The sequence below is a fragment of the Agarivorans sp. QJM3NY_30 genome, assembly GCF_050870855.2.
GTDB lineage: Bacteria > Pseudomonadota > Gammaproteobacteria > Enterobacterales > Celerinatantimonadaceae > Agarivorans.
On record NZ_CP194038.2, the window covers coordinates 471,297 to 494,188 of the forward strand.

Sequence of the window (22,892 nt, forward strand, 5' to 3'; positions counted from 1 at the left end):
GTCATGGTGTGGATGTCCCTACTATCCATTTGATGCTTGGCAATAAAACTCTTGAAACAACCTTAAGACTAATCGAAACAGATACAGTAAGTATGTTAGCTATTGCGGATCTGGCATTTTGAAGTTGTTGTCAAAATTGAAACTATGGTATTCTCTACTACACTTTGGAGGTGGAAATAGTGAAGATTTATGTCACTGACGAATTTGAAAAACTGATGATTAAAGCCAGATTAGATAATGAAATTATCGTAAAGGTGGCAAATGAGCTTAACAATGGTTTGCATGATGGTGAGCTACAAAGCGGAAAATTATATAAAAAGCGAGTTCCGTCACCAGGTCAAGGTAAACGAGAGTCAAACCGAAGTGTTATAGCTATTCAAAAAGGTAATCGGGTATTCTTTATAGATGGTTGGCGAAAGAAAGACGTCCCAAAAAAAGGTAAAGAAATACCAGATAAGCTATTGGAAACCTACAAGTTACTTGGTGAAAGCTTCCGTAGCTTAACCGATGAACAGATTGAACAAAACATCTTAGATGGTCTGCTAAGAGAGGTTAGAAATGATGGATGATCGTTTAGAAAGAATGCAAGCAATGGCGAAGCGCTTTAATGCCAACGGCTCAATTGATCAGTTAACCATGCGTAAAATTGATGCCTTGGCTATGAGTGCTAAGCGTGAAGAGATGACCGCAGCCAGAATTCAGAAGTTGAGGAAGCGTGAGCATATAAGCCAAGCTGTTTTAGCCACTGTGCTTAATATGAGTAGCGAAAGCGTTCAAAAGTGGGAACAAGGTAAAACTAAACCTCAAGGGGCTGCATTGCGTCTTTTGAATATTATTGATGAGAAAGGTATAGCGGCAGTTATATAGTCGTTATTCACGTATGCCGATAGTTTAAAAACCACTTCACTACGAAGTGGTTTTTTATTAACGGTTGTGTTTATAAGCATGTTTGTTTATATTTAAGACTGGTTTAATTGTAAGTATATAGAGATGACATTAACTGAATACATTGAAACTCGATACGGGACGCACAGAGGCGCACTAGCCGAGTTTATTAAGGACAACCCTCACATACTGCCCCAAGAGCTTACACGCTGGAAGAAAACTCACAGTGTCCACTTAGAAACTGGTGAGATCTATAAAGCCACTTCAAAGAAAGTAATTTTAAAAAACACAAAATAAACATTTGTGCTTATAAGCGCATGTGCTTATAATTTACTTATCGGTTAGGCAAGCAACGGTAAGTAGCTATGACAGACGCAACTATCAACTCAATTACTAGTCAATTAAAAACGGAGGAAGAGCAACTTACTTCCTTGGGCTCTAAGTTAGAGAAAACAGCACAATGGATGATGGATGCATCAGGAACGCCAGAGTTCAGTAATAGACAAGACGTTTATTATCCGCAGCTAAATGAGTGGAGAGAGCAGAAAGCAAAAGTTAACGCTCTTTATGCGAAAAGAGCAAGCCTACCTTGTATTGGTGAACCTACTTTGCTTACAGCAGTGGCGAAAATGATGGAAGAGAAGCGTGCAATAAAAGAAGCCACTGTTACCAGTACCACTTATGAGAGAGCACAAAGACGCTTATTTAAACAGGTTAATGGCTTCCTTTGTGGTAGCTAACTAATTGACTAACATTGGGCGGTTCGCCGCCCTTCTACAGACAGAGGGAAAATTGTCACGATGAAAAACTGGTTTAAAAAACACTATGAAGCGCGGTTGTTATTGCTAGCTGCAAAGATACTGAACCGCAACTTGGAGCGCTCGCCAGTAATTAATCGTCGTGATAATAACTATCTTTTTGAAGTCGAGTTTGAGCTTAAAGCGATAGCTAAACGCATCAAATCTGAATACAACGAAATATAGAGGGAACATAGATGGCTGTATACGGAGAGTTATCACCTTGCTATATAGGTCGTCAATGGACTTCCCAGCATTCACTAGACAGTTTGCTGTTTCAATAAATACGCTTCCTCGAACGTAGCCGGTGAGACCCCTCCGGTATGTGAGTGGCGCTTTATTGGATTGTAAAACATTTCTATAAAGTTAAATATCTCGGCCTTCGCCTCATCTCTTGTTGTATATATCTTCTTGCGTGTCACTGGCTTTTTAAACGTTGCAAAAAAGCTTTCAGCTACAGCATTATCGTGGCAGTTCCCTCGACGGCTCATCGATGGCTTTAGACCATGCGACTTCATAAAGGCTAGGTAATCACTACTTCCGTATTGGCTTCCTTGGTCACTGTGGACTAAAACGGTTTGCTGAGGCCGTCGCGCATACACTGCCATCAATAGGGCTTTGATGACTAAGTGCTTGTCCATATTCTTATTCATCGACCAACCCACCACCCTGCGTGAGAATAAATCAATGACGACCGCCAAATAGAGAAACCCTTGTGCTGTACGAACGTAGGTTATATCGCTCACCCATGAGACATTGGGTGCGTCCGGTGAAAAATCCCGCTCTAACACGTTATCCGCGATTCGAGAGGGCTTACTGCCTTTGATATACCGCCGCATATAGCCGACCTGTGCTTTAAGGCGGTGAAGTCGCATAATTTTGGCAACACGATGCACACTACAGCGTTCACCCGACTCTCTTAGATCGCGATGGATCCAAGGGCTTCCATAGGTGCCACCGCTAGCGACATAGAATGCTTTGATCCGGACCAATAAACGATTGTCTTCAATCGCCCTGGCGCTTAGTGGTTGTTTAAGCCACGCGTAGAACCCGCTGCGGTTTATCTTGAGGACCCGGCACATCGCTAAGATTGAATACTCATGTTGATGATCACGAACAAAGGCGTACTTTACTCTGGGTGGCTTGCAAAGTACCTTGCGGCCTTTTTTAGAATGTCTCGTTCCTCCGTAACCCGTTTGAGTTCAGCTTCCAACTTAGCGATCCTAACGGATTCATCTGATCTTGGAAGGGCTTCTTTTTTACCATCAATTTGACTTCGCCAATGGTAAAGTGACTTCGCTGAGATCCCTAATCGATCGGCCACTTCGTGAACTGAATAGCCGCGCTCGGTGACCTGCTTTACAGCTTCGGATTTAAACTCTTGGGTATAACGTTTGCCTTTGCTCATAAACACCTCTAGTTGAAGTTACATTGTAACTGTTAAAAGTGTCTAGCAAAGTCTGGGAAGTCCAGAGTGCCGCGAACAAGGTATGGATTTCGCAGAATTTTTAGCCGCTTTCAATAAGGCTTATCATCCGAATCAACACGCTATTAATTCAGCAAAAGCTGGTTATTACGGAGAGTAGAGGGAAGTTCAACGTATGGCTACACTCACGAAGCAAGAAAAAGCTTGGTTTAACAAGCTACAAAAGGTGCTCAATGAATGCCCTTTTGATACCAGTGATTTTGATAGTTACACCTTCGGTGATAACGACATTACAGTTTTTAAAAAAGTGGATGAAGTACAAGAACACCACCTGAAAAACCAAACAGATTTGTGCGTTTCAGTAAGTGCATTAGACGCAGAAGTGTTTAATTTAAAATTTCCGTTTGGCGTAGCGTCTTCGTCAGGCTAAGCAACGAGGGAAAATGGTGGAAAATAAGTGATATGATACTAGGTAACGCTGTCAATTTAGTATGACACTTTAATACTTAGTATGAATCTTTATTACTCAGTATGAGACTTTATTCTAATCCCACACCAATCGATAAAATTCAAGACGGGGCATACACGTGTTGGTGATGATCGCGCAGACACGTCTTTGGACAAAAGCTTCTTAGGGCACTTAACCTAATGCAATTGAGTCTGATGAGAAAAAGTATCTTGAAACCTTAACCTTAAACGTTTGTTGAGTGGTTTTACTTTACTCGAACCAACTTGAATTATCGATTTCTATGTCATTAGCATCCAATCCGATGTCGCTTGGGTCTGAAACAGATGCGTCAAGTGTCACTGAGAAAGGGTAACCGTTTGACATAACAACGAAATCCCCTCCTTTTCCGTACTCTTGACTAACGTAAACCGTGCCTTCCACATCGATAACGACCTTAGATTCACTTATGCCAACAAGCTCTAGTTTTTCTGGGTGTACTTGCTCAATAATTACATTACTAGCTAATATTGACAGTTCATCTGGGAAATTATTGACAACTTTATCGAAAATCACCTCTTGAAGGTAATCCTCAACCCGACTAATCACATAGCTTTCTAGCAGAGCTATTTCTTCGATTACTTCTTGAGAAAGCTCAATAATATATTTCATGTCCGAGTAGAACTTCTTTGGACATGGTGTAAAGTGTTTTTCTGTTATGTGAGTATATTTATTAAAGAAATTAAATTTCTTTAGAAACTCTTTGATGCTTGCATTCACTTCATCAAGACCATCAGAATCAAGGTATGTATCAGCTAAATACCCTTGCGCACAAAACTTAAGTTTCTGTCTTCTCGTAACTTCAAACCTATCACTTTCGACTTCATACCAACTAGCTTTCAATGCTTTGTCATTCGGTGCTCGTCTGTCAATAACCAGCAATACTAACTCACGCATAGAAAAAGCAAAATTGTGAAACCGCAAAGGGTTTCCATGCGAGCAATAGTTCCTTAGACTTGCTCGAAATAACTCTTTTTCGAAGTCAGTAACTAAAACACCCTGAAATTCTTTAATAAAGTCATGTTGTAATAATTTTTTTAGTTTCATACCTACCTTATTTAGCCTTGCCACTTATCAGCTTTACATCAAAAAGCTGCGTAAAGCCATAAGGATGTATATGCTAGGGTTAAAAATTCTATTGAATCATTAGCTTAGTTAGGAATAGTTCAAGGCCACCGTTGTTGACGGTAGCCAATTTCACATTTACCCTTCAGCTTTTGGCATCAGGATTGTTTGCCATTTTATTGGCCTATTCTCTAGTTTAAAATCTTGTTCAAACTGTCTCAACGCTTCATTACCAGGATAGTTTTCAACTGCCATAGAAACTAAATCTACTGCTGTTGAAAATTCCTTATTAACACGATAGCTTTCAGCCAAACTCAATATCATTCCTGTTTCGAACAGTACAGGGGCACGGAAACTAAATCTGTTATCTCGTTTTTCGAAATAACGCTCCAGAGCACGGTGATACTCAGTGATGTCCCATAGAGGCGTTATGTTAAAGAGGGTGTGAACAAGTAATGATTCTGAGCTTGGTGACATAAATTCACTGTCAAAACGTTCTTGAAAGCTAGCTGCATTTTCTGTTTTTTGCTCTTCTGCCACATAGCCGTTAAAGATAAAGTAGAGTGCTATATAAGGTAATTTGTCTTCTTTTTTTATTTCAAAGACATTTTTCTCCACTATTGCTAATAACTCTCTTAAGTCCGTTACAACGCCATCCTTGGTTCCAGACATACGTGCGGCTATTTGCGACAGAAAACCTTCAAGTTTCCTGCTACCCGAACCATGATATAACCCAGTCCTTCCCACCCAATATTGTGGTGCCATTTTCATTTGTACGATGCCAGACCTTTCGAGCGAGTAGTCATAAACCTCCTTATCAATTGTTACTTGCCGTTGAACAAACTCAGTTATGATGTGCCTTGCCAGCCTAGACAAACCTTGAATGGTCAACCAAGCTTTATTGTCAATCTGAGTGGATTCCGAATACTCAATAGTATTAGTTAACTGACTTGGAAGTGTTCTCAAATTATGAATATATTGGGATCGAGCTTGATAAGCATTTGCTAATGCTTTGGGTAAATCGTTTTTTGAAATAGGATGAGCAACACCTACTGCTTCTTCTCGAAAGTACGAAGGCTTAAGGTGTTCTATCGAAAAATCCCTAAACCTTCTGCCTAATGATGTATGTTCGATATCAAGAATAGCTTTTCTTACGCTGTCTGAGACTTCATCGCTGGCTCCAGAGAGTGCTTTATCAATTAACCTTCTCTTTCTTTGATCATAACTATTCCAAGAAGACTTATGTCCATCAAAGTCTTGAGCAAGAGATTCTATCGATGCTACAAGTAATGTGTATGCTAGTTCAAAGTCATCAGCTATACGTTGCATACCAGTGACGTATGTTCTTATAGCTCGCATCACACCTAAATATGTTTTCCTTTCAAGTCCAATTAAGTGCTTTACAAACTGACGTAAATGTTCAGCGTCAGCCTTAGCACAATAAACATCTTTATCAAAAAACCTTTTTACAACTTTACTAGGTTCCGTATGTGTCGAAACTCCCTTTTGATTGCTTAACAGCCGATCTGTGAGAGTATAACTTGGTGAAGCAGTGCAATTCAGTGCGAAAGAAATAACTGTTGAGAAGTCTAATATATATGGATCAACAGCATGAGAAACAAGAATACCTTTCCCTTGTCCAGTAGATTCAATTAGCTCCTCTATTTCGTAAACTATGGCATTAGATTGACCCAAGTTTGACGTTGACAACAGAGAGCCAGCTTCGGTATCAAGCTTTTCCTCTCGCCCAAATCCGAACCGTAAGTTGGTATAAATGATCCCTCTTAATTGATTTCTATACTCAACAGTGTTTTGGAATAGTTTTCCTGAACAGATCTGTAACATGGTTCTCCTGAGTTGTAATCAACTGTTTATTGCCATCTTAACTTGGTTACATGTAGGTATCACTAGCATGCATGTGCAAATTAATGACTAGACAAGATGTGCTGTGAGTGGGGAGTTTTATGGTATCGTACCTGCGCATTTAACCATTAGATAAATTACTGTGCCTTCATCAGCAATGACTAAGCTATGAGCAATTATGTTAACCCGAAAAGGTGCAGTTCTTTGCTACAACCCACTCAAACAGCACGAAGCTAAACAGTCCACTTAGGTGTTTAGCTTTATAAGCCACCCTTAAAGCAAGTGGCGGAATTGCAAAATCATTCAGCCATCCACAGTGTTCGTAGTTAATTAGTCATTCTGCTGAAGTTTTCGAAAACGGCTTTTTCATCAGTAGCAAAATCCTCGAACTCTCCAATTTTTATGTGATTACAACCTTCTTTAGTTAATACCAAGGCTATAATCTCCCCCCCGATAAATACTTTCTCACTCTGTGGCTTTCCTGCTTCATTCTTTCTCTGTTCAGCCATCATAACTGGAATGAGATCTAGCAGATTACCTTCTAGCACTGTGCAAGCTGGCTTTACCCCAGTGCCAAATTGTAATGGTTCAGACTTAAAGTTATTTGTTGAGCGATAAGCAAATGAAACGACCTCACCACTTTCTTCACTAATACCAAATTGATAAACAGTAGTTGTACTTTCATCCGTTAGAGAATATTCCTTCTTATAAGTCTCCCAAAGATCCCTAAGCCCTTTTTGTGTGTGGAAATCTAAATTATGAATTCCACGCACAACCATGCGTGTAGAAGCATGCACCAGCCATTGACTTGAAAATCCACCTGCTCCTGTACCTGCAATGATTGTCTTTAAATGTGGAATATAACCCGCTTTTGTGCAGAAACTAAACGGTGAACCATCAGGGGAAACTGCAAGCGTATCTGTTGCTACAACAGCGGCATCAGGTTGGGTATAGAAGATTAACGATGACATAGGAGTTCCTTAGCTACCTCTTTAATAAGCACATTGTAGTGGATTGGTAAATTTGGCCACATAGTTAGATGAGGAAAAGTAAGTCAAATGACACTTTGGTGAAGTGTGTCTTGAATCAGTCGAAACAAACAATGGGGCAAAACCAAGCTACGCTAACTCGTCATTGGACAGAAATGCGTTAGCGCATGCGCTTATTCAAAGGTGATTAGGATTAGCAAAAGTATGGGAAAGTGCTAATTAGCAGTGTTATGAATATTCCTAAAAAGAAAGAGTCAGAAACTGTTTCCTGACTCTTTTATCTGCTTTAAAGCGTGCCAGCGGCATGGCGCTTAGCAATGTCTTTAAACAGCTCTAGCATTCCTTGGTTAAACAAAAAATCATCACTCATCTTAAAGCTTTGGCATAAGTCCATATCTGGGTGACCACAACGACTAAGGTTATCTAAACTGTATCCGGGAATATCTCTACCTATGGAGTTAATGAGCCTTGATATCCCTAAACCTTCGCCGCCACTGCCGGTACGGTCATAATGATGGAAGCCCTTTGATGTTTGTGGCTTAGTGGGGTCACCTGCATTAAAAAAGCGCGGTAGGTTTTCTACAAACCATGCAGCTGCGCCAATAGGGAATTCATATTGCCCTACATAACGAAATGGCTTCCCATTAAACTCATTGATGCTATCACTCCAGTGATGGAAAATTAGCATGGTGCCATCAAAATAAAGCTGCCAATCATCAGCGGTGTCTTTATCTTGAACATCAGTTATTTCAGCAATTTTTTTCCAAGCGCTAGGTAAGTTCTCGGGCTGGTATACCGACCATTCTGGCTTGCGAGGCACTGGCACAAAAGTAGATGCATCAAAGACAGGGGGGGAGTTGTCCATACTATGAATTAACAAGTGCCTCTACCGCCTGTTTAGCAGTAACTTCGTCTACCCAAGTTTCTGGTCTCACACCGTTAAACACGGCATTCTTAAATACTTTAAACAGATTCTTAGCTCTAGGTATGTCATCAATGGTATTCCCTCTAAAGCTTTTAACTTCAGTGTAACCAGGAAATCTAGGTAAGTGGCTTTGGAATGGCAATTCTTGCTTACCGCTATCGATGTCTAACTTGAGTGCTTCTAATTCAGCAAGAAACTTTGTTTCATCTTTCGTCAGTGCACGATGAGACTTTTTAAGGCAACTAATCAGCTGCCCAATCACGGTTGAAATATGTGGGTAATAGTCTGGTTTAATTAATAGATGCCCTTTTTTCAGAACGTTGATGAGCTGTACTAACGGAAGTTCAATTTCTTTAAATATAGAATTTATGTCGTCAGGGTTACTAGCACGAAAGCTTAAGGTTCCATCTGTATAAATATAGCGAAGGGTACTTAATTGCTCAGCAGGTAGGGGTAAACTAAAGTTAGGATCCTTTAGTTTATCCAATACCCAAAGTAACTGCGCTTGCAAACGTCCTTCTGGGCTTGCATCAACCACCGCATATTCTCTAAACCTGTCAAGCAAATAGTTAGAAATTGAGATAACGTCATTTTTTTGTTCTGGTGAAATAGTCACAATTAGATCCAAGTTTATTTAGATTTTATTAAAGTTGTAGGGTCTGCGGCAATCTGAGTGCCGCCACCTGGCATAATTTTACCTAGCAAGCCAGTGTCATACTTATTGGCTTCAGAATACTGAATAAGCTCCGTTGCTTTACCAATTGCAGATTCAACAATGCTCTGGTCTTTAGTCACCATAACTTCTTCAATAGTATTTGCTCGGTTAAAGCATGGCAATGCCATACTGTTTTTCACTCCTTCATGGTCCCAGTTAGTTCCATCATAGTGCTTCGACTTCATTTGTTGTAAACCAGCTTCATCCATCCAATAAGCAGAGGTTTTTAAGTCTTTCTCAAAGCCCTTAGTATTAAAGCCATAGAGCTTATCGCCTGCTCTTATTTCCTTAATTCGGAAATTATCGCCGGAACTAAGCACTTCCTCGATTTTATCTTCTGGCCAACCTTGTTTTTCTAACAGGTTAGCTGCATTAGCATCTGCATCCGATAAGTTATCTAAGTCGACTTGTCTCACAGTCTTAAAGTTTTTCACCTCAACTTGGCTTGACTCAATATTGTGATATTTAATTGAATCAGGTGGAGCTACTACGCTTTTTTGTTTCCCCGCATCAGTAGGCACCTCTGCCCCAGCTGGCTTAGCAATCTGTTGCTCTACTTTGCCACCAGTACGACCAGATTTAGTCTTAAACTGAGCTTTCTTTTTAAGCTGCTTGGCTAGTGTTTTGAATAAGCCGCCTAGCTTATCTAAATGGCGTACTTTGTTAGCGGCTACAGCAGCGGTTCCTGCGCCTCCGGTAAGCGCAACTAGAACTGCGCCCAACACAATATCAAATATGGCTGCGCCACCCATTTCGGTTAGTTCGGTATGATGTTGTGCGTCGGCGAAATCTTTTACAAATTGCAGTAAGGCCGTTTGGGTTTCATCGTCATCGCTAATAAAACTAGCGATTTCGTAGGCTTCGGTGAGGTTTTCTTTGGTAATAGAGGCTGGGTCAAAGCCTAGTGCTTTTACATACGCTTGGTGTTGCTCTGCGCTCCAATTACTGGCAAAGCTCTCTGCCCACCCTTTATCGTCATCTACATTGTAGGCATCCCAGCCCGCAGTAAGGGCCCGCTTAAGCTGCCCTTGCATAGAGCCAAGTTCTATAAGGTTGTAGGTAAATTCAGCTGCATCGCCAAGCGCACCGCCAACCCCGGTTAACAAAGAGCCAATGCTCGACACGCCCTTTTGAAGAGCATTTAACTCGCCATACTCGGCTGCAATTTTAGCTCCCTCTACTCTCTCCGCTGCAATAATGCTGTTAAGCACTCCTGCAATCTCCGCTCTAGTTGCGGCAATAGCGGCATCATCGGGCAGCTCGCCAAACTCTACATCAACGTTATTTGGTTTAAGGTTTGGTAAGTTAGCTTGGCCACTGGCATCTAGCTGTCCTTGTAATACTGTGCCATCCGCTAAGGTCGCTTTGTAAGGTAAGTTTGCAGCAGGTGAGCCATCTGGTAGTGCGCAATACAAATCCAAAGCTTCGCGAATGTCTTCTTTAGATTGACCGCCATGACCTAAGGGTGCTTGAGCGGGTGCTGCGCGAGTCACTTCTTTCTCTGGCAAAGTGGCTACCGGCATGCCTCCTTCCATATTAGAAGGGGGTGGCGGAGCAAAGTTTTTGCCTTTAAGAACCTTTACCTCACCGCTCACAATGCCATTACTAAGCCAAGCAATTTTCTGCTGCTCGCTTTTGTGGCTAGCCATGTAATCGCCAGAAACTTGAAAGTACAGTTTGTTAAGGTCGAATTGATAACCCCACATGGAACTATGGTTTTGAAGCAATGACTGAGCCCAGTAGATGTCTACACTGTGATTAATCAACTCGCCTAGGTTTTCAGCTTGGGTCACATGTCCTTGTAAAAACATATAAGACTGCCCAAAGGCGTCAACTAACAGTGTTTGGTTGAACTTTGATTGCTCGAAAGCGTTAGCGCTTGGATGCATTATTGCCTCCCAAATATGCCAACAATTTTACTGCCTTAAACATGCGATTCCTTGCTTGTTTACCTGATAAAAATTGACTTAAGAGTCAATAAGAACGTGATGCTATCAGGCTAGTAATAAGTGAGTCAATATAGGTGTTGAAATACTCATTAACGCTATCGCTAGAGATAAGAAGAATTTGGCTAAAATACGAAGATTTAGTTTGAGTTTTTTAGGCTTGAAACTTGATGTATGGGATCCACTCCCTCCTTTGCCAATCTAGACTTAGGAGAACGAGAAAATACGAGGATTCCAATATGCTGACCAATAATGTTATCGCTATCGACCTAGCCAAAAATGTTCTTCAAGCTTGCCATATTAGTACTCATGGCGAACTGCTTTCAAACAAGCCTTTAAGCCGACAAAAGATGAAAGAGTTTCTAGCAAAGGCCAAACCATCCATTGTCGCCATGGAAGGTTGCTGTGGTTGTCATTATTGGGGCCAATTAGCCGAAAAGTTTGGCCACGAAGTAAGGATCATTAACCCTAAGAAAGTAAAAGGGTATTTAGAGGGCCATAAAACTGACCATAATGATGCTCTTGCCATTGCTAATGCGGCAATTCAAATTGGAATAAAATACAGTCGGCCAAAATCACTAGAGCAACAATCTATGTATTCATTAGAAAGTAGTCGCCGATTTCTTTCACGCAGTGTGGTCTCTCTAGGACAGCATATTCGAGGGACAATTTTAGGCTATGGTATTGCAAACCCCAAAGGTGAAAAAGGTCTAAAAGCCTCAGTTCAAACGGTGCTGGATGGGGAAACATCAATGCCTGAAAATGTTGTTTCCGTAATGTCTATGCTGTGGGAACAATACAAACAGCTCAAAGCGAAGTTAATTGCATTCGAAAAAGAAAAGAACGCCTTAACTCGTCAAATTGAACCATGCCAACGATTAATGGAAATCGAAGGTGTTGGAGAAACAACGGCTGCGATGCTCTATACAATTCTTGGTGACGGTAAGCAGTTTAAAAATGGTAGGCAAGCTTCAGCTTTCATTGGTCTCACACCTAAACAGCATAGCTCTGGAGGTAAAGTCTTCATGATTGGAATAGATAAGTGCGGTGGAGTGAAAGAGCTGCGTTCCCTTCTTTACCTTGGTGCAATGTCTTATGTAGGCCGGCTGCCCGAAAAACCAAAAACACAAAAAGATGCTTGGTTACACCAAATAATAGAGAGGATTGGTTTTAAGAAAGCCTGTATTGCTCTGGCAAACAAAGTTGTTCGGACTGCATGGGCCATGCTTAGGTATGAAACAGAATACAAACCCATTTTACTGACGGCTTGAAACAAAAAATAATTCCTAGTTTTACAAAATGATGAAGCATAAAAGGTAAGACCAACCTACTGAAAACCTGGCCATTCTGTAATGCTTTTAAAGCTGTTAACTCGATGAGGACGGTAGGTGCGCAAACATCAAAGGCTAGAAGGTAGCGCCTTCAACAAGAAGCCGAATATACGTACGCATCTTAACTTTTATTGAAATTGTCACTTTGTAAAAACGTGGATCCCATATACGTAATGGGGCAAAAACGTTTCACAAACTTGATAGCCAAGACTGTGCTTTCAATCCCATCATCTTCGGCGAGTAGTGCAAATGAACAAGGGAGCAGAGTTGAAGTCTGTTTGAGCGTAGCGAGTTACTTCAACTCCCTTGTGAATGCGCAACGGAGGGCCTAAGAAGATGCAGGGCGAGTTTTCTTTTTGCTTCGTTTTTCTTTGCTCGTCAAAGAAAAATGACGTCGCCGCAGGCGAAAGCTTTTGCTCTATAGCTAACACATAAAAGGGGCATTTTCGAGTTAGGATTTTTGCTCTAATGACAGCATTTCAGATTACGAAAAGTGTGAAAAAGCTCTAAACCTGTGGCCAGTTTTACATGACCACTACAAAATAAGGCTATTTATCATTATATTTGTTTTGGAGGGAGTAGATCTCTTGAAAACCTTCATTTGTAACAATATTTTTAATAAAATTTACTGATTCAAATTTTACATTACCTTTCTGTAATTGATATAAGAATCAATAAAATACAAAAATGCAAGGATCAAAGTAACCTAATTTAGAGCCTTGAACAAATAGGAAATAAAATGAAATTTATTATTGGGTTATTTATAATTTATTTAGTTTATAGATTATTCAAAGGTAAGGGAAATAGTCGTCCTTCAGCACAAAATCCGCTCAAAAAAAGAACTCCCCAGCCTTTTACTGAAAAATCAAAAGTCCGAGAAAGTAGCACGTCATCGCCCAGTATTGCTGTAGGATCTTCCAACATTAGTGTATCCAATACGTCTAATCATGCTGATTTAGACGATGATGATGATTTTGCTACTTTTACTATTCATACAAGCTTTGGCCGAGAGCCAGAAAAAACAACGAACAAGCAAAAAGGTCGATGGATAAGTGAAGATGAACAACTTTCTATAAATGGAAGGCAGTTAACGAAAGGCTTTTTCTACTCTGGTGGAGTAATGAATTCACTAGATGGGTACGGTATAGAGCCGTCCCTAGTGGATGATAAACGCCCGGCTTTAAGTCCTTCGGTAGATTCAGAAATATACACGGATGAATCCTTAGGGTACTGGCCAACTTACGCATCCTTATCAAAAGGCTGTAGAGGCGCTTACCTAGATTGGCTCGCCTCTGATCGCTCAAACCCCAATACGCCAATTGGTTATGTCTTCATCTATTTCTACGGATTTGAGAGAAGAGTCATCGAAAACAAATCCAATAATCAAATATCTGATGAAGAGTATATAGCAATATTTGATGAAGTGCTGCGTCTCAATAGCGTTTTCAACGCAAATCGTTCGTTCAGAGGATACTCCGCTAATTTCCTCGAACTAATAGCACTTCAAAGACCCGCCTTATTTGAAGATAGACTGTCAGATATACCAGAAACTAATAATGCATTGTCATTCAAAGTTAAACTTGCAACAACTATAGCCAATGGAAACCCTGTAACAGCTCCCTTAGCTTTAGAGTGGCTAAAAAATACATTCGAATATTCCCTAAAAACTCCCGCCCGTAGATGTCAAGAAGAGTTTAGCCAGCTTTTCCAAATTAGATTTTCTGACAAGTTTGGCGAAGGAATTTCCATAAAACCCAATAAAACTAAACTGCGCCTTTCATATCATGCAGCAAGTAATGGTGTGCATGGGGTTGATTTGGAGTTGGGTGACTTACCAGATCCAAGTATTCTCAAAGGCCCAGTTAAAAAGCTCATTCCTATTGCCGAACAATGTACAGAAGAGTTGAACAGCTATAGCCGTTACTTAGGAAAAGCAGATACTTCAAGGAGTGATATTGCAGCGTTAATGTTATTACCTAAAGAACTGGCAAACGAAGCAAATTCGCCAGTTATAGAAACATTTAAGTCTTGGGCAAATCAGATAATTAGTTCAAATGATGGACTAACCACAGTCAAGGATTTCTGGACTCATACAGGTACACCTCTCCCTAAGGCGTTTAACAAAAAAGAAAATGAACTAGTCGCTAACTTGGCAGCTAAGGCTGAAATAGGTATTGCGCCAGACCAACGTTTTCACCATGCAAAATTGAAAATCGATGACAACATTGTGCTCTTCTCACCGGGCCATGGAGAGTTTTTTGAGCCAAGCTCGGCATTTAACCAAGTAAGTTTAGCAATTAGGCTAGGGGCAATGGTCGCAACGATAGATGGTACTGTAGATCATCATGAGAAAATCGCCTTAGAAACGTTGATAAACCACGATGACAAACTCTCACTTTCTGAAAAGAACTCGTTAAATGCATATTTAACTTGGCGTCTAAATTCGCCTATAAATAATACCGGCTTGAAAGCTAGGATTGAAAAACTCGGCGTTCCACAGGTAGAATTCTTGAAAAAATTCATGCTTTCCATCGCTCTTGCTGATGGAAAAATCGATGCTTCTGAAATTAAGCAAATTGAAAAGTTATATACCTCGTTAGGCTTAAATAAATCACTCGTTACAAGTGACATTCATGCGTTTGCCTCCAGTAAACAAGCTATCTCAGCCACATCTAAAGACGCTTCAATTGATAAAAGAACCTTTCAGTTGGATGAAGGTATTCTGGCTATGCATGAAAGTGACACCAACGATGCGAAGAGTATGCTGGAGAATATATTTGCCGTTGATGAAGAAGCTGAACTGGAAATGAGCTCCACCGCTGATGTCAATGAAGAAGGCTTAGATAGCCCTTACAAAGAACTTTTTGAAACTTTGATAGCTAAAGAGTCGTGGCCACGTAAAGAAGTTCATGAACTGTGCGGTAAACTAAGCATAATGGTTGATGGCGCATTAGAAATTATTAATGACTGGGCTTATGACAAAGTCGATGCGCCAGTTCTAGATGACGATGGTGATATCTATGTCGATCTAGAAATCGTTGAAGAATTGAAAGGATAAATAATGGTTGCAAAAAGAATACGAGCTAAAGAAAGGGATGCAATTATCCAATCTCTGAAGTCAGGTGTTACTCCTAAGATTGGAATCCAGCATATCCAAGTAGGTCGAGTAAATGAATTAAAAGCTCTGATCCAAGACATTGATCGTATCTCAGATGGAGGTTCAGCTTTCAGGCTCATTATCGGCGATTATGGTTCTGGTAAAACATTCTTTTTAAGTGTTGTACGCGCTATTGCTCTAGAGAATAAGCTTGTCACCGTCAATGCAGACTTATCTCCTGATAGACGTATTCATGCATCGGCTGGTCAAGCTAGAAACCTTTACTCTGAACTAATGCGTAACATGGCTACACGCAACAAACCTGATGGTAATGCTTTAACCAGTGTAGTTGAAAAGTTCATCACAGCAGCAATGAAAGAAGCTGATACTTCAGGAAAAAGTATAAATTCAATTATCCATGAAAAATTAGCATCACTTTCTGAACTCGTTGGCGGTTATGATTTTGCTAAAGTTATTGAGGCTTATTGGATAGGTCATGAGAAAGAAGATGAGATATTAAAAGCTAATGCAATAAAATGGTTACGAGCAGAGTATTCGACTAAAACCGATGCCCGAAATGACCTAGGAGTTCGAACAATTATTTCGGATACATCTTTTTATGATGCGCTGAAATTAATGAGTTTATTTGTCAGACAAGCTGGCTACCAAGGGCTTTTAGTTAACTTAGACGAGATGGTAAATCTGTATAAGTTGAACAACACCACAGCGAGAACGTCTAACTATGAACAAATACTCCGAATTCTAAACGATTGCTTGCAAGGAAGCGCTGAGCATTTGGGCTTCCTTCTCGGCGGAACCCCTGAGTTTCTGCTAGATCCACGTAAAGGCTTGTATAGCTATGAAGCACTGCAATCTAGATTGGCAGATAACAGCTTTGCTAAACAAGCGGGCGTGATTGATTATTCGTCACCGGCCCTTCACCTCGCTAGCCTAACCCCTGAAGAACTATATATTTTGCTTAAAAACTTGCGTCACGTTTATGCTGAAGGTGACGAAGCAAAGTACTTGGTTCCAGACGAATCTCTAAAAGCGTTCTTACAGCATTGCAGCCAAACTATAGGGGATTCGTATTTTAGAACGCCACGTAACACCATTAAAGCATTTTTAGACATGCTTGCGGTAATCGACCAAAACCCGCAAATTGCATGGCATAATCTAATCTCATCAGTAGCAATTAATGAAGATAAGCCTTCCGATGTTGCACTCGAAACAGAGGACAATGAAGACGGATTTGCTGACTTCAAACTATGATTGATGAACATGAAAAATTAGACCATCGGATTCAGCGCTGGATATTCAAACAAGGCTGGACTGGCTTACGAGAAATACAATGCCTTGCTATTGAACCTATATTGTCTGAAAAGACAGATGTGCTGATCAGCGCTTCAACCGCAGCTGGAAAGACAGAGGCATTTTTCTTGCCTGCGCTCAGCGCTATCGCACCACAAGAAACGGGTGTAGGGATCCTTTACGTTAGCCCTCTAAAAGCCCTTATAAATGACCAAGATAGGCGCTTAGAAAGTCTGTCTGACCTGTTAGAAATACCGGTTACTCCCTGGCATGGTGATAGCTCACAGGGCCGAAAGAAGAAATTAAAAGCATCGCCGTCTGGTGTCGTGTTAATAACACCTGAGTCATTGGAGTCATTACTCATCAGAGACTCAGGCTGGATCAAAGCTGCATTCTCTAATTTGAAATATATCGTTATTGACGAGTTTCATGCCTTTATTGGTTCTGAGCGCGGTCATCACTTACTCTCTTTACTTCATAGACTTGAACACCTTCTCGAAAGACTAGAAACACCAATCCCGAGAGTAGCTTTGAGTGCTACGCTTGGTGAGTTAGAGAAAGTACCTCTAACACTTCGCCCTAATAGCTCTTTACCTTGCAAGATCATAAAAGATACACATTCGACTTCCAACCTGAAGGTTCAGGTAAAAGGGTATGTAAACCCTGCTAACTTAGAAGCTGAGTCTTCCAATGATGCCGAATATACGATCTGCCAAGATTTATTTAAATTTTGTCGAGGCGGAAGTCACCTTGTGTTTGCAAATAGTAGGAGCCGAACAGAAAGCATTGCGGCTACATTATCTGACTTCTGTGAAGAAAAAATTGTGCCGAATGAATTTTTTCCTCACCATGGTTCGCTATCTAAAGATCTTCGAGAAAGCTTAGAAAAGCGATTGCAACAGGAGCATTATCCTACCACAGCGATTTGCACAATGACTCTTGAACTAGGCATTGATATCGGCAAGGTAAACTCAGTAATTCAAGTAACCCCCCCCCACTCTATTTCAAGTTTACGTCAAAGAATGGGACGCTCAGGAAGACGCGGTGGAGCCTCAATATTGCGAATGCTCATCGCTGAAGCTGAATTGACAAAGGACTCTAGCGTCATCGACAAGCTGAGACTGGAGGTTATTCAGTCTCTGGCCATGATCAGACTTCTTATCGGCAGTAAATGGTATGAACCAGCTGATACATCACTTTATCACTTCTCAACACTCCTTCATCAAGTACTTGCGGTTACTGCACAATGGGGAGGAATTAGAGCAGAGCAATTATTTAGTTTGCTCTGTAAAGATGGCCCTTTTCAAAACGTTAATGTTGAAAACTTCAAAGCACTACTTATCCACATGGGTAAAACAGAACTAATAACTCAGTTAGGAAGTGGTGAATTGGTGCTTGGCCTTTTGGGAGAGAAGCTGACAAGCCATTACTCGTTCTATGCTGTTTTTAAAACACCTGAAGAGTTCCGGATTGTATGTGGAACCAAATCACTCGGAACGCTGCCTGTAGATTCATTGGTATTAGAAGGGCAGCATATTGTTTTCGGTGGAAAACGTTGGAAAGTAAACGACATAGATAGCGAAAAGAAAGTCATTTATGTGGAGCATGCAAAAGGTGGCAAGCCGCCTAAATTTGGTGGTGCTGGCTTGAACATACATGATGTTGTTCGGCAAGAGATGTTCCAAATATTAAAAGACGGTGACTACAGAATTTCTGTGGGAGATAGGAAAGTCGACTTCGCTGATTCAGCTGCACGAGAACTGTTTGGTGAGAGCGTACGATATTTCGAAGATGCAAAGCTCTCTAGAGAACCACTGCTCCAGGTTGGCAATACTACTTATATATTCCCATGGCTTGGCGACAAAGTGGTAAATACAATTGTCGCCTTGTTAATCCAACATGGGTTTGAAGCAGGCGCATATGCAGGAGTCATAGAAGTAGAAAAAGCGTCATTAGAAAGTGTTCGCTCGATATTGCTCAAACTTGCGTCAACAGAACTCCCAACAGAAACAGAACTAGCACAACAAGTACAGGAAAAACGTATCGAGAAGTTCGATGAGTTCTTGCCGGAAAGTATTCTATCCGTAGGGTATGGAGCAAAAGCGTTTGACATCCAAACAACGGAGAAATGGTTGTTAAGAAAAAACTAGCCTAAATTGGAATGTTCAGACCTGTTACGAGTAACCTCTCTAAGTAACTTTGGGGCAAAAGTAAGCTTGTTCCGTTCGGTTCATGGCTGTACCTGTACACTAACAACTGAGTACCTCAGGTATCTCTGCTTTTTCATTGAACTGCTATCTGCCGTCTGGGCAGAAGCAATAGCATCAATCTGAACTCAGCGTAATTGCAAAGCAGCCCACCGAGGACATACGATAAGTCTAGGTGCTTTTCCCTCCCATATTTTTTGGTGATAAAACACTCGGCACTGCACACAGAATGCGCTCCCTCTTCAATTTGAATGACAAACATTCTGTAGCTGTTTACAAAGCCATAGGCATTGCCTGTGGCTTTGTCGTATCTGGGACTAAAAACAATTATGCAGCGACCTGCTGCTTAATTAGGAAATGAGTGCGAAACAGGTTGTTTCGTAATTTGGCAACAAGCTGTTGCCAAATTTATCGCATGAGTGGGATTAGTTTTTGGGACGGGTTACACATTAGCCCATTTTATCAAGCACTAGCTGGCTCTAAAAAGGTTTGGGGCAAAGGTGAGTTAGGTCACTAACGCAGAATGGTTCATTTAAAGTAAAAAATGATCAAACTATATTGTAAACGATCAAACTTTAATGTTATGAATCCCTAAATGTGTAACACCCATTATAACGCTTAATATCTAAGATTATGTGGGTGAACTGAAAGAAAGCGTGGTTCTTATAGGAACTGTGTTTTCTTTGCTGATTAGGAACGGATAGAGGCGATATTGGAAAACTCATTTCTGCCCCAAAGTTTGTTACGTTTCTAAATACGTTACAGATACTAAGCTAGTTTTGATGTACAAAAAGTAATGCGTGGCAAAACGCAAGACTTGTCCCATTGCTTTTTCACGCACTATTTGACCCCGCCCCAAAATTACCACTTACATAGCCAATCACGTTAGTAGCCTTTCAATCAACATGTGACTGACATCAAGCGTAGCTTTGTATGTTATGTGATAAATTTCATAAAATTCTTTGGGTTGTTGAAAATTAATGCGCTTGTACGAACACGGTTCAGAATGGAGACGATGGGATCTTCATGTACACACTCCCGATTCAGTATTAGAGACACAATTTAAAGGTGATTGGGATGGTTACATTGCAGCCATCGAGCAATCTGACTCTGGTGTTGCTGTAATTGGTATAACAGATTATTGCTCTATATCTGGTTATGAAAAGGTTGTTGAGTACCGCCTAAATGGGCGAATGAAAAACATCGAGACAGTTATCCCAAATATAGAGTTTAGGATTACCCCTAATACCGAAAAAAATAAAGGGATAAACATCCACATTCTCGTTAATCCCGATTCCACACATCATATAACAGAAATTAAAAATGCTCTCAGTCGTTTGGTAATTGATCATCAAGGTCAAAACTATGCCTGTTCTGAAGACCAGCTAATGAGCTACGGACGGGCATTGTATCCAAAGACAGCCCACTGCAATAGAACTTCATTAAGAGAAGGTATAAATAACTTCAAACCGTCTTACGATGTACTCAAGAAATGGTACACCGGGGAAAAGTGGTTAAAAGAAAACTCCATAGTTGTTGCGGCTAATGGCTCTAAAGATGGGATATCAGGTCTTAAAGACGGTGGTTTTACTGGCGTAAAAAAAGACATCTACCAGTTTATCGACATGGTGTTTTCAGCTACACCAAGCGACATCAATTATTTTACTGGTCAAGGAAGTAAGAGCAGAGAAGATATTGTAGGAGAGCTTGGTCGTCTAGTTCCTTGTGTTCATGGTTCAGATGCACATGCTATCGGCAAGCTGTTTGAACCAGACCATAAGAGATATTGCTGGATTAAAGCAGACCCTACATTCAATGGTCTAAAGCAGGTTGTCTTTGAACCTGACCGAGCATTCATTGATGAACTTTCTCCTGAAACTAAAGCTGAATATCAAACAATCAAACGGGTGAAATACATTGATAATTCAGGTACGAATATGTTTTCGAAAAAGTGGATACCACTCAACAAAGACCTAAACACAATCATTGGTGGTAAGTCTTCCGGTAAATCTATGCTTCTGTACCATATAGCGAAGACTATAAACCCTAACGAAGTAGCAACCAGAGTAGAGCTATCAAAGTCATCTACCTACGGCGATATACCTAATTTAGATTTCGAGGTTGAATGGTCAAATAATGAAGTGTCTAAGCTATCTGATGCTGACGACCAAGCAAAGGCGATCACCTATATACCTCAACTTTACATCAACCAATTGGCTGACATAGATGGTCGAGAAGATTTAAACGAGTTGGTATCTAAAACTCTTCTTCAAGATGAGCAATACAAAGACTTCGTTAATGCCCTTGAGAATAAAGTTCGTACAGTCAACTCATCTATTAATGACAAAATTGATACTCGATTCCTACTGATTAGTGAGTACCAAAAGCTACTCAATGAACTTAATGAAATTGGTAACGATAAGTCTGTTAAAAATGAAATTGCAGCACTTGAAGTAAGAGCAAAGGAGATTCGAGACAAATCTAAATGGACAGAAGAACAAGAGAAGCATTACGCCTACCTAGTTCATAAAAGACAGTGCGTTATCAGGGCAAAAGATAGGCTCACGTATATTCAATCTGGCTTACGAAAATTCATAGAGAGTATTGATAATCGACAAGAACAATGGATTGACACGTTTCGAGGTCAGCTACAACAAGACTCAGGGCTAATTGCACAATCAACGGTTCTCAAAGGCTTACTAGATTCGATGCAACAAGACTTGGCAGCAGGCTTTACTTCAACCAAGGACAAGGCGAATCGAAAACTAGACTCGATCCCCGATAGATTGACAGCATTAAGCGACAAGCTTGAGGGGATAGAGCAAGAACTGAAACCTCTTGCAGAAAGCGTGAAAGACAAAGCTGCCCTTGAACAACTGAATAAGCAACTCAAGGTTGAGCGAGAGAAACTTGCAAAAATCAATGTCAAACTAAAAGAGCTTGAGGCAATTACCAAGAAAGGTGAAGAATGTATCAAGGAACTAAATGAGCAGTTCAGTTCGTTGATAAATCTATACAAATCTCACTGTACCAAAGTCAGTGAGCACCAAATGGATGACGACATAAAGATTGAGGCAAAGGTTGTTGTCGATGCTAGCAAGTTTGATTCGTTTGTTAGTTGCTACCACAAGTCTGGGGCAATTCGTACGGTAGTCGATGATGTTCAGGATGAAAATGGTGACTACCATTTTGATATTGATACTCACGCTGCGTTTGTAGAGAAGACCGCCAATACAATCAGGGGCAGTCAATCCCCCACCTTGCGCAAGAACCAGAGCCTTAATGATGCTTACAAGCTCCTATACGCTGACTACTTCGGTATCGATTTCCTTGTTACCTATAAGAACGACAGCATTGTACATATGTCACCGGGCAAACGTGGCTTGGTCTTACTCAGTTTGATGCTTGAGCTTAGTAACTCAACGCACCCAATATTGATTGACCAGCCAGAGGATAACTTGGACAACAGAACGATTTACTCAGAACTAAAAGACTTCGTTCGTAAGTGTAAGAGTAATCGACAGATTATCATGGTGACACACAACGCAAACCTAGTGGTTGCAGCAGATGCAGAGTGTGTTGTTGTTGCAGACCAACGAGGGCAGTCAGGCACAGCAAGCACACACCAATTTGAATATCTTGGCGGCAGCTTAGAGCATAGCTTGAAGTCTGATAACAGCTACGACTACCAATCACTTGATGAGCTAGGCATTCGACAGCATGTTTGTCATATCCTTGAGGGAGGCATTAGTGCCTTCAAAGAACGGGAGCAGAAATATAATCTTCTTTGATTCGAAGGCGCTCCTGTTCACCTTCGAGTCAGCAACCAC

17 protein-coding genes are annotated in these 22,892 nt (G+C 40.8%); 10 read left to right on the forward strand and 7 right to left on the reverse strand.

Going from position 1 to position 22,892, the window contains the following annotated elements; all coding sequences use genetic code 11:
* Window positions 1–179: 179 nt before the first annotated feature.
* The 4 genes from ACRRSX_RS02140 (at window position 180) to ACRRSX_RS02155 (ending at window position 1,868) form a co-directional block, all read left to right on the forward strand.
* Window positions 180–569: a type II toxin-antitoxin system RelE/ParE family toxin gene (locus ACRRSX_RS02140; RefSeq protein WP_102559024.1), complete on the forward strand. Its 390-nt coding sequence runs from the start codon at window positions 180–182 to the stop codon at window positions 567–569.
* A complete protein-coding gene (locus tag ACRRSX_RS02145; protein ID WP_050922162.1) occupies window positions 559–867 on the forward strand; it encodes a helix-turn-helix domain-containing protein in 309 nt (102 codons plus the stop codon). Before ACRRSX_RS02140 ends, ACRRSX_RS02145 begins: the two co-directional genes overlap by 11 nt.
* A 383-nt stretch (window positions 868–1,250) precedes the next feature.
* Window positions 1,251–1,625: a hypothetical protein gene (locus ACRRSX_RS02150; protein WP_432454845.1), complete on the forward strand. Its 375-nt coding sequence runs from the start codon at window positions 1,251–1,253 to the stop codon at window positions 1,623–1,625.
* A gap of 60 nt (window positions 1,626–1,685) precedes the next feature.
* Window positions 1,686–1,868 (forward strand): hypothetical protein, encoded by a 183-nt coding sequence (locus ACRRSX_RS02155; protein WP_432454844.1) that lies wholly within the window; start codon window positions 1,686–1,688, stop codon window positions 1,866–1,868.
* 74 nt (window positions 1,869–1,942) lie between these two features.
* On the opposite strand, the gene ACRRSX_RS02160 is transcribed toward ACRRSX_RS02155, so the two are convergent.
* Window positions 1,943–3,090, reverse strand: a protein-coding gene (locus ACRRSX_RS02160) for an IS3 family transposase (RefSeq protein ID WP_432454843.1) whose coding sequence is annotated in 2 segments (ribosomal slippage) — window positions 1,943–2,853 and window positions 2,853–3,090 — 1,149 coding nt in all. Because the reading frame shifts where the segments join, the coding sequence is not laid out codon by codon here.
* Window positions 3,091–3,283: 193 nt separating this feature from the next.
* Between ACRRSX_RS02160 and ACRRSX_RS02165 the strand changes: the two genes are divergently transcribed.
* A complete protein-coding gene (locus ACRRSX_RS02165) occupies window positions 3,284–3,538 on the forward strand; it encodes a hypothetical protein (RefSeq protein ID WP_432454842.1) in 255 nt (84 codons plus the stop codon).
* Window positions 3,539–3,826: 288 nt separating this feature from the next.
* Here ACRRSX_RS02165 and ACRRSX_RS02170 read toward each other — a convergent pair whose 3' ends face one another.
* The 6 genes from ACRRSX_RS02170 to ACRRSX_RS02195 form a co-directional block, all read right to left on the reverse strand.
* Window positions 3,827–4,660: a hypothetical protein gene (locus ACRRSX_RS02170; protein ID WP_432454841.1), complete on the reverse strand. Its 834-nt coding sequence runs from the start codon at window positions 4,658–4,660 to the stop codon at window positions 3,827–3,829.
* 156 nt (window positions 4,661–4,816) lie between these two features.
* Window positions 4,817–6,523 carry a hypothetical protein gene (locus ACRRSX_RS02175; RefSeq protein ID WP_432454840.1) on the reverse strand — a complete coding sequence of 569 codons (1,707 nt, stop codon included), beginning with the start codon at window positions 6,521–6,523 and terminating at the stop codon, window positions 4,817–4,819.
* A gap of 344 nt (window positions 6,524–6,867) precedes the next feature.
* On the reverse strand, window positions 6,868–7,512 hold the full coding sequence (locus tag ACRRSX_RS02180) for a hypothetical protein (protein ID WP_432454839.1): 645 nt from the start codon (window positions 7,510–7,512) through the stop codon (window positions 6,868–6,870).
* Between the two features lie 304 nt (window positions 7,513–7,816).
* A complete protein-coding gene (locus ACRRSX_RS02185; protein WP_432454838.1) occupies window positions 7,817–8,410 on the reverse strand; it encodes a hypothetical protein in 594 nt (197 codons plus the stop codon).
* Window positions 8,397–9,071, reverse strand: a complete 675-nt coding sequence (locus tag ACRRSX_RS02190; protein ID WP_432454837.1) for a hypothetical protein — start codon at window positions 9,069–9,071, stop codon at window positions 8,397–8,399. Before ACRRSX_RS02190 ends, ACRRSX_RS02185 begins: the two co-directional genes overlap by 14 nt.
* A gap of 14 nt (window positions 9,072–9,085) precedes the next feature.
* Entirely contained in the window at window positions 9,086–11,059 is a 1,974-nt protein-coding gene (locus ACRRSX_RS02195; RefSeq protein WP_432454836.1) for a hypothetical protein, read from the reverse strand.
* Window positions 11,060–11,355: 296 nt separating this feature from the next.
* On the opposite strand from ACRRSX_RS02195, the gene ACRRSX_RS02200 reads away from it, so the two are divergent.
* The 5 genes from ACRRSX_RS02200 (at window position 11,356) to ACRRSX_RS02220 (ending at window position 22,853) form a co-directional block, all read left to right on the forward strand.
* Window positions 11,356–12,387, forward strand: coding sequence for an IS110 family transposase (locus tag ACRRSX_RS02200; RefSeq protein ID WP_432454835.1), 1,032 nt, complete (start codon window positions 11,356–11,358; stop codon window positions 12,385–12,387).
* Between the two features lie 799 nt (window positions 12,388–13,186).
* Complete coding sequence (locus tag ACRRSX_RS02205; RefSeq protein ID WP_432454834.1) at window positions 13,187–15,505, forward strand: TerB N-terminal domain-containing protein; 2,319 nt, start codon at window positions 13,187–13,189, stop codon at window positions 15,503–15,505.
* A 3-nt stretch (window positions 15,506–15,508) separates the two neighbouring features.
* A complete protein-coding gene (locus ACRRSX_RS02210; protein WP_432454833.1) occupies window positions 15,509–16,816 on the forward strand; it encodes an ATP-binding protein in 1,308 nt (435 codons plus the stop codon).
* Window positions 16,813–19,005 (forward strand): DEAD/DEAH box helicase, encoded by a 2,193-nt coding sequence (locus ACRRSX_RS02215; RefSeq protein ID WP_432454832.1) that lies wholly within the window; start codon window positions 16,813–16,815, stop codon window positions 19,003–19,005. The genes ACRRSX_RS02210 and ACRRSX_RS02215 overlap by 4 nt, the downstream gene beginning before the upstream one ends.
* Before the next feature lie 1,037 nt (window positions 19,006–20,042).
* Entirely contained in the window at window positions 20,043–22,853 is a 2,811-nt protein-coding gene (locus ACRRSX_RS02220; RefSeq protein WP_432454831.1) for a TrlF family AAA-like ATPase, read from the forward strand.
* The last annotated feature ends 39 nt before the right edge of the window (window positions 22,854–22,892 follow it).

What these genes read in the sequence shown, in the direction of transcription:
- ACRRSX_RS02145 (WP_050922162.1), top strand. Translation starts at nt 559, where the DNA reads ATGATGGATGATCGTTTAGAAAGAATGCAAGCAATGGCGAAGCGCTTT.
- ACRRSX_RS02150 (WP_432454845.1), top strand. Translation starts at nt 1,251, where the DNA reads ATGACAGACGCAACTATCAACTCAATTACTAGTCAATTAAAAACGGAG.
- ACRRSX_RS02155 (WP_432454844.1), top strand. Translation starts at nt 1,686, where the DNA reads ATGAAAAACTGGTTTAAAAAACACTATGAAGCGCGGTTGTTATTGCTA.
- ACRRSX_RS02165 (WP_432454842.1), top strand. Translation starts at nt 3,284, where the DNA reads ATGGCTACACTCACGAAGCAAGAAAAAGCTTGGTTTAACAAGCTACAA.
- ACRRSX_RS02170 (WP_432454841.1), bottom strand. Translation starts at nt 4,660, where the DNA reads ATGAAACTAAAAAAATTATTACAACATGACTTTATTAAAGAATTTCAG.
- ACRRSX_RS02175 (WP_432454840.1), bottom strand. Translation starts at nt 6,523, where the DNA reads ATGTTACAGATCTGTTCAGGAAAACTATTCCAAAACACTGTTGAGTAT.
- ACRRSX_RS02180 (WP_432454839.1), bottom strand. Translation starts at nt 7,512, where the DNA reads ATGTCATCGTTAATCTTCTATACCCAACCTGATGCCGCTGTTGTAGCA.
- ACRRSX_RS02195 (WP_432454836.1), bottom strand. Translation starts at nt 11,059, where the DNA reads ATGCATCCAAGCGCTAACGCTTTCGAGCAATCAAAGTTCAACCAAACA.
- ACRRSX_RS02200 (WP_432454835.1), top strand. Translation starts at nt 11,356, where the DNA reads ATGCTGACCAATAATGTTATCGCTATCGACCTAGCCAAAAATGTTCTT.
- ACRRSX_RS02205 (WP_432454834.1), top strand. Translation starts at nt 13,187, where the DNA reads ATGAAATTTATTATTGGGTTATTTATAATTTATTTAGTTTATAGATTA.
- ACRRSX_RS02210 (WP_432454833.1), top strand. Translation starts at nt 15,509, where the DNA reads ATGGTTGCAAAAAGAATACGAGCTAAAGAAAGGGATGCAATTATCCAA.
- ACRRSX_RS02215 (WP_432454832.1), top strand. Translation starts at nt 16,813, where the DNA reads ATGATTGATGAACATGAAAAATTAGACCATCGGATTCAGCGCTGGATA.
- ACRRSX_RS02220 (WP_432454831.1), top strand. Translation starts at nt 20,043, where the DNA reads ATGCGCTTGTACGAACACGGTTCAGAATGGAGACGATGGGATCTTCAT.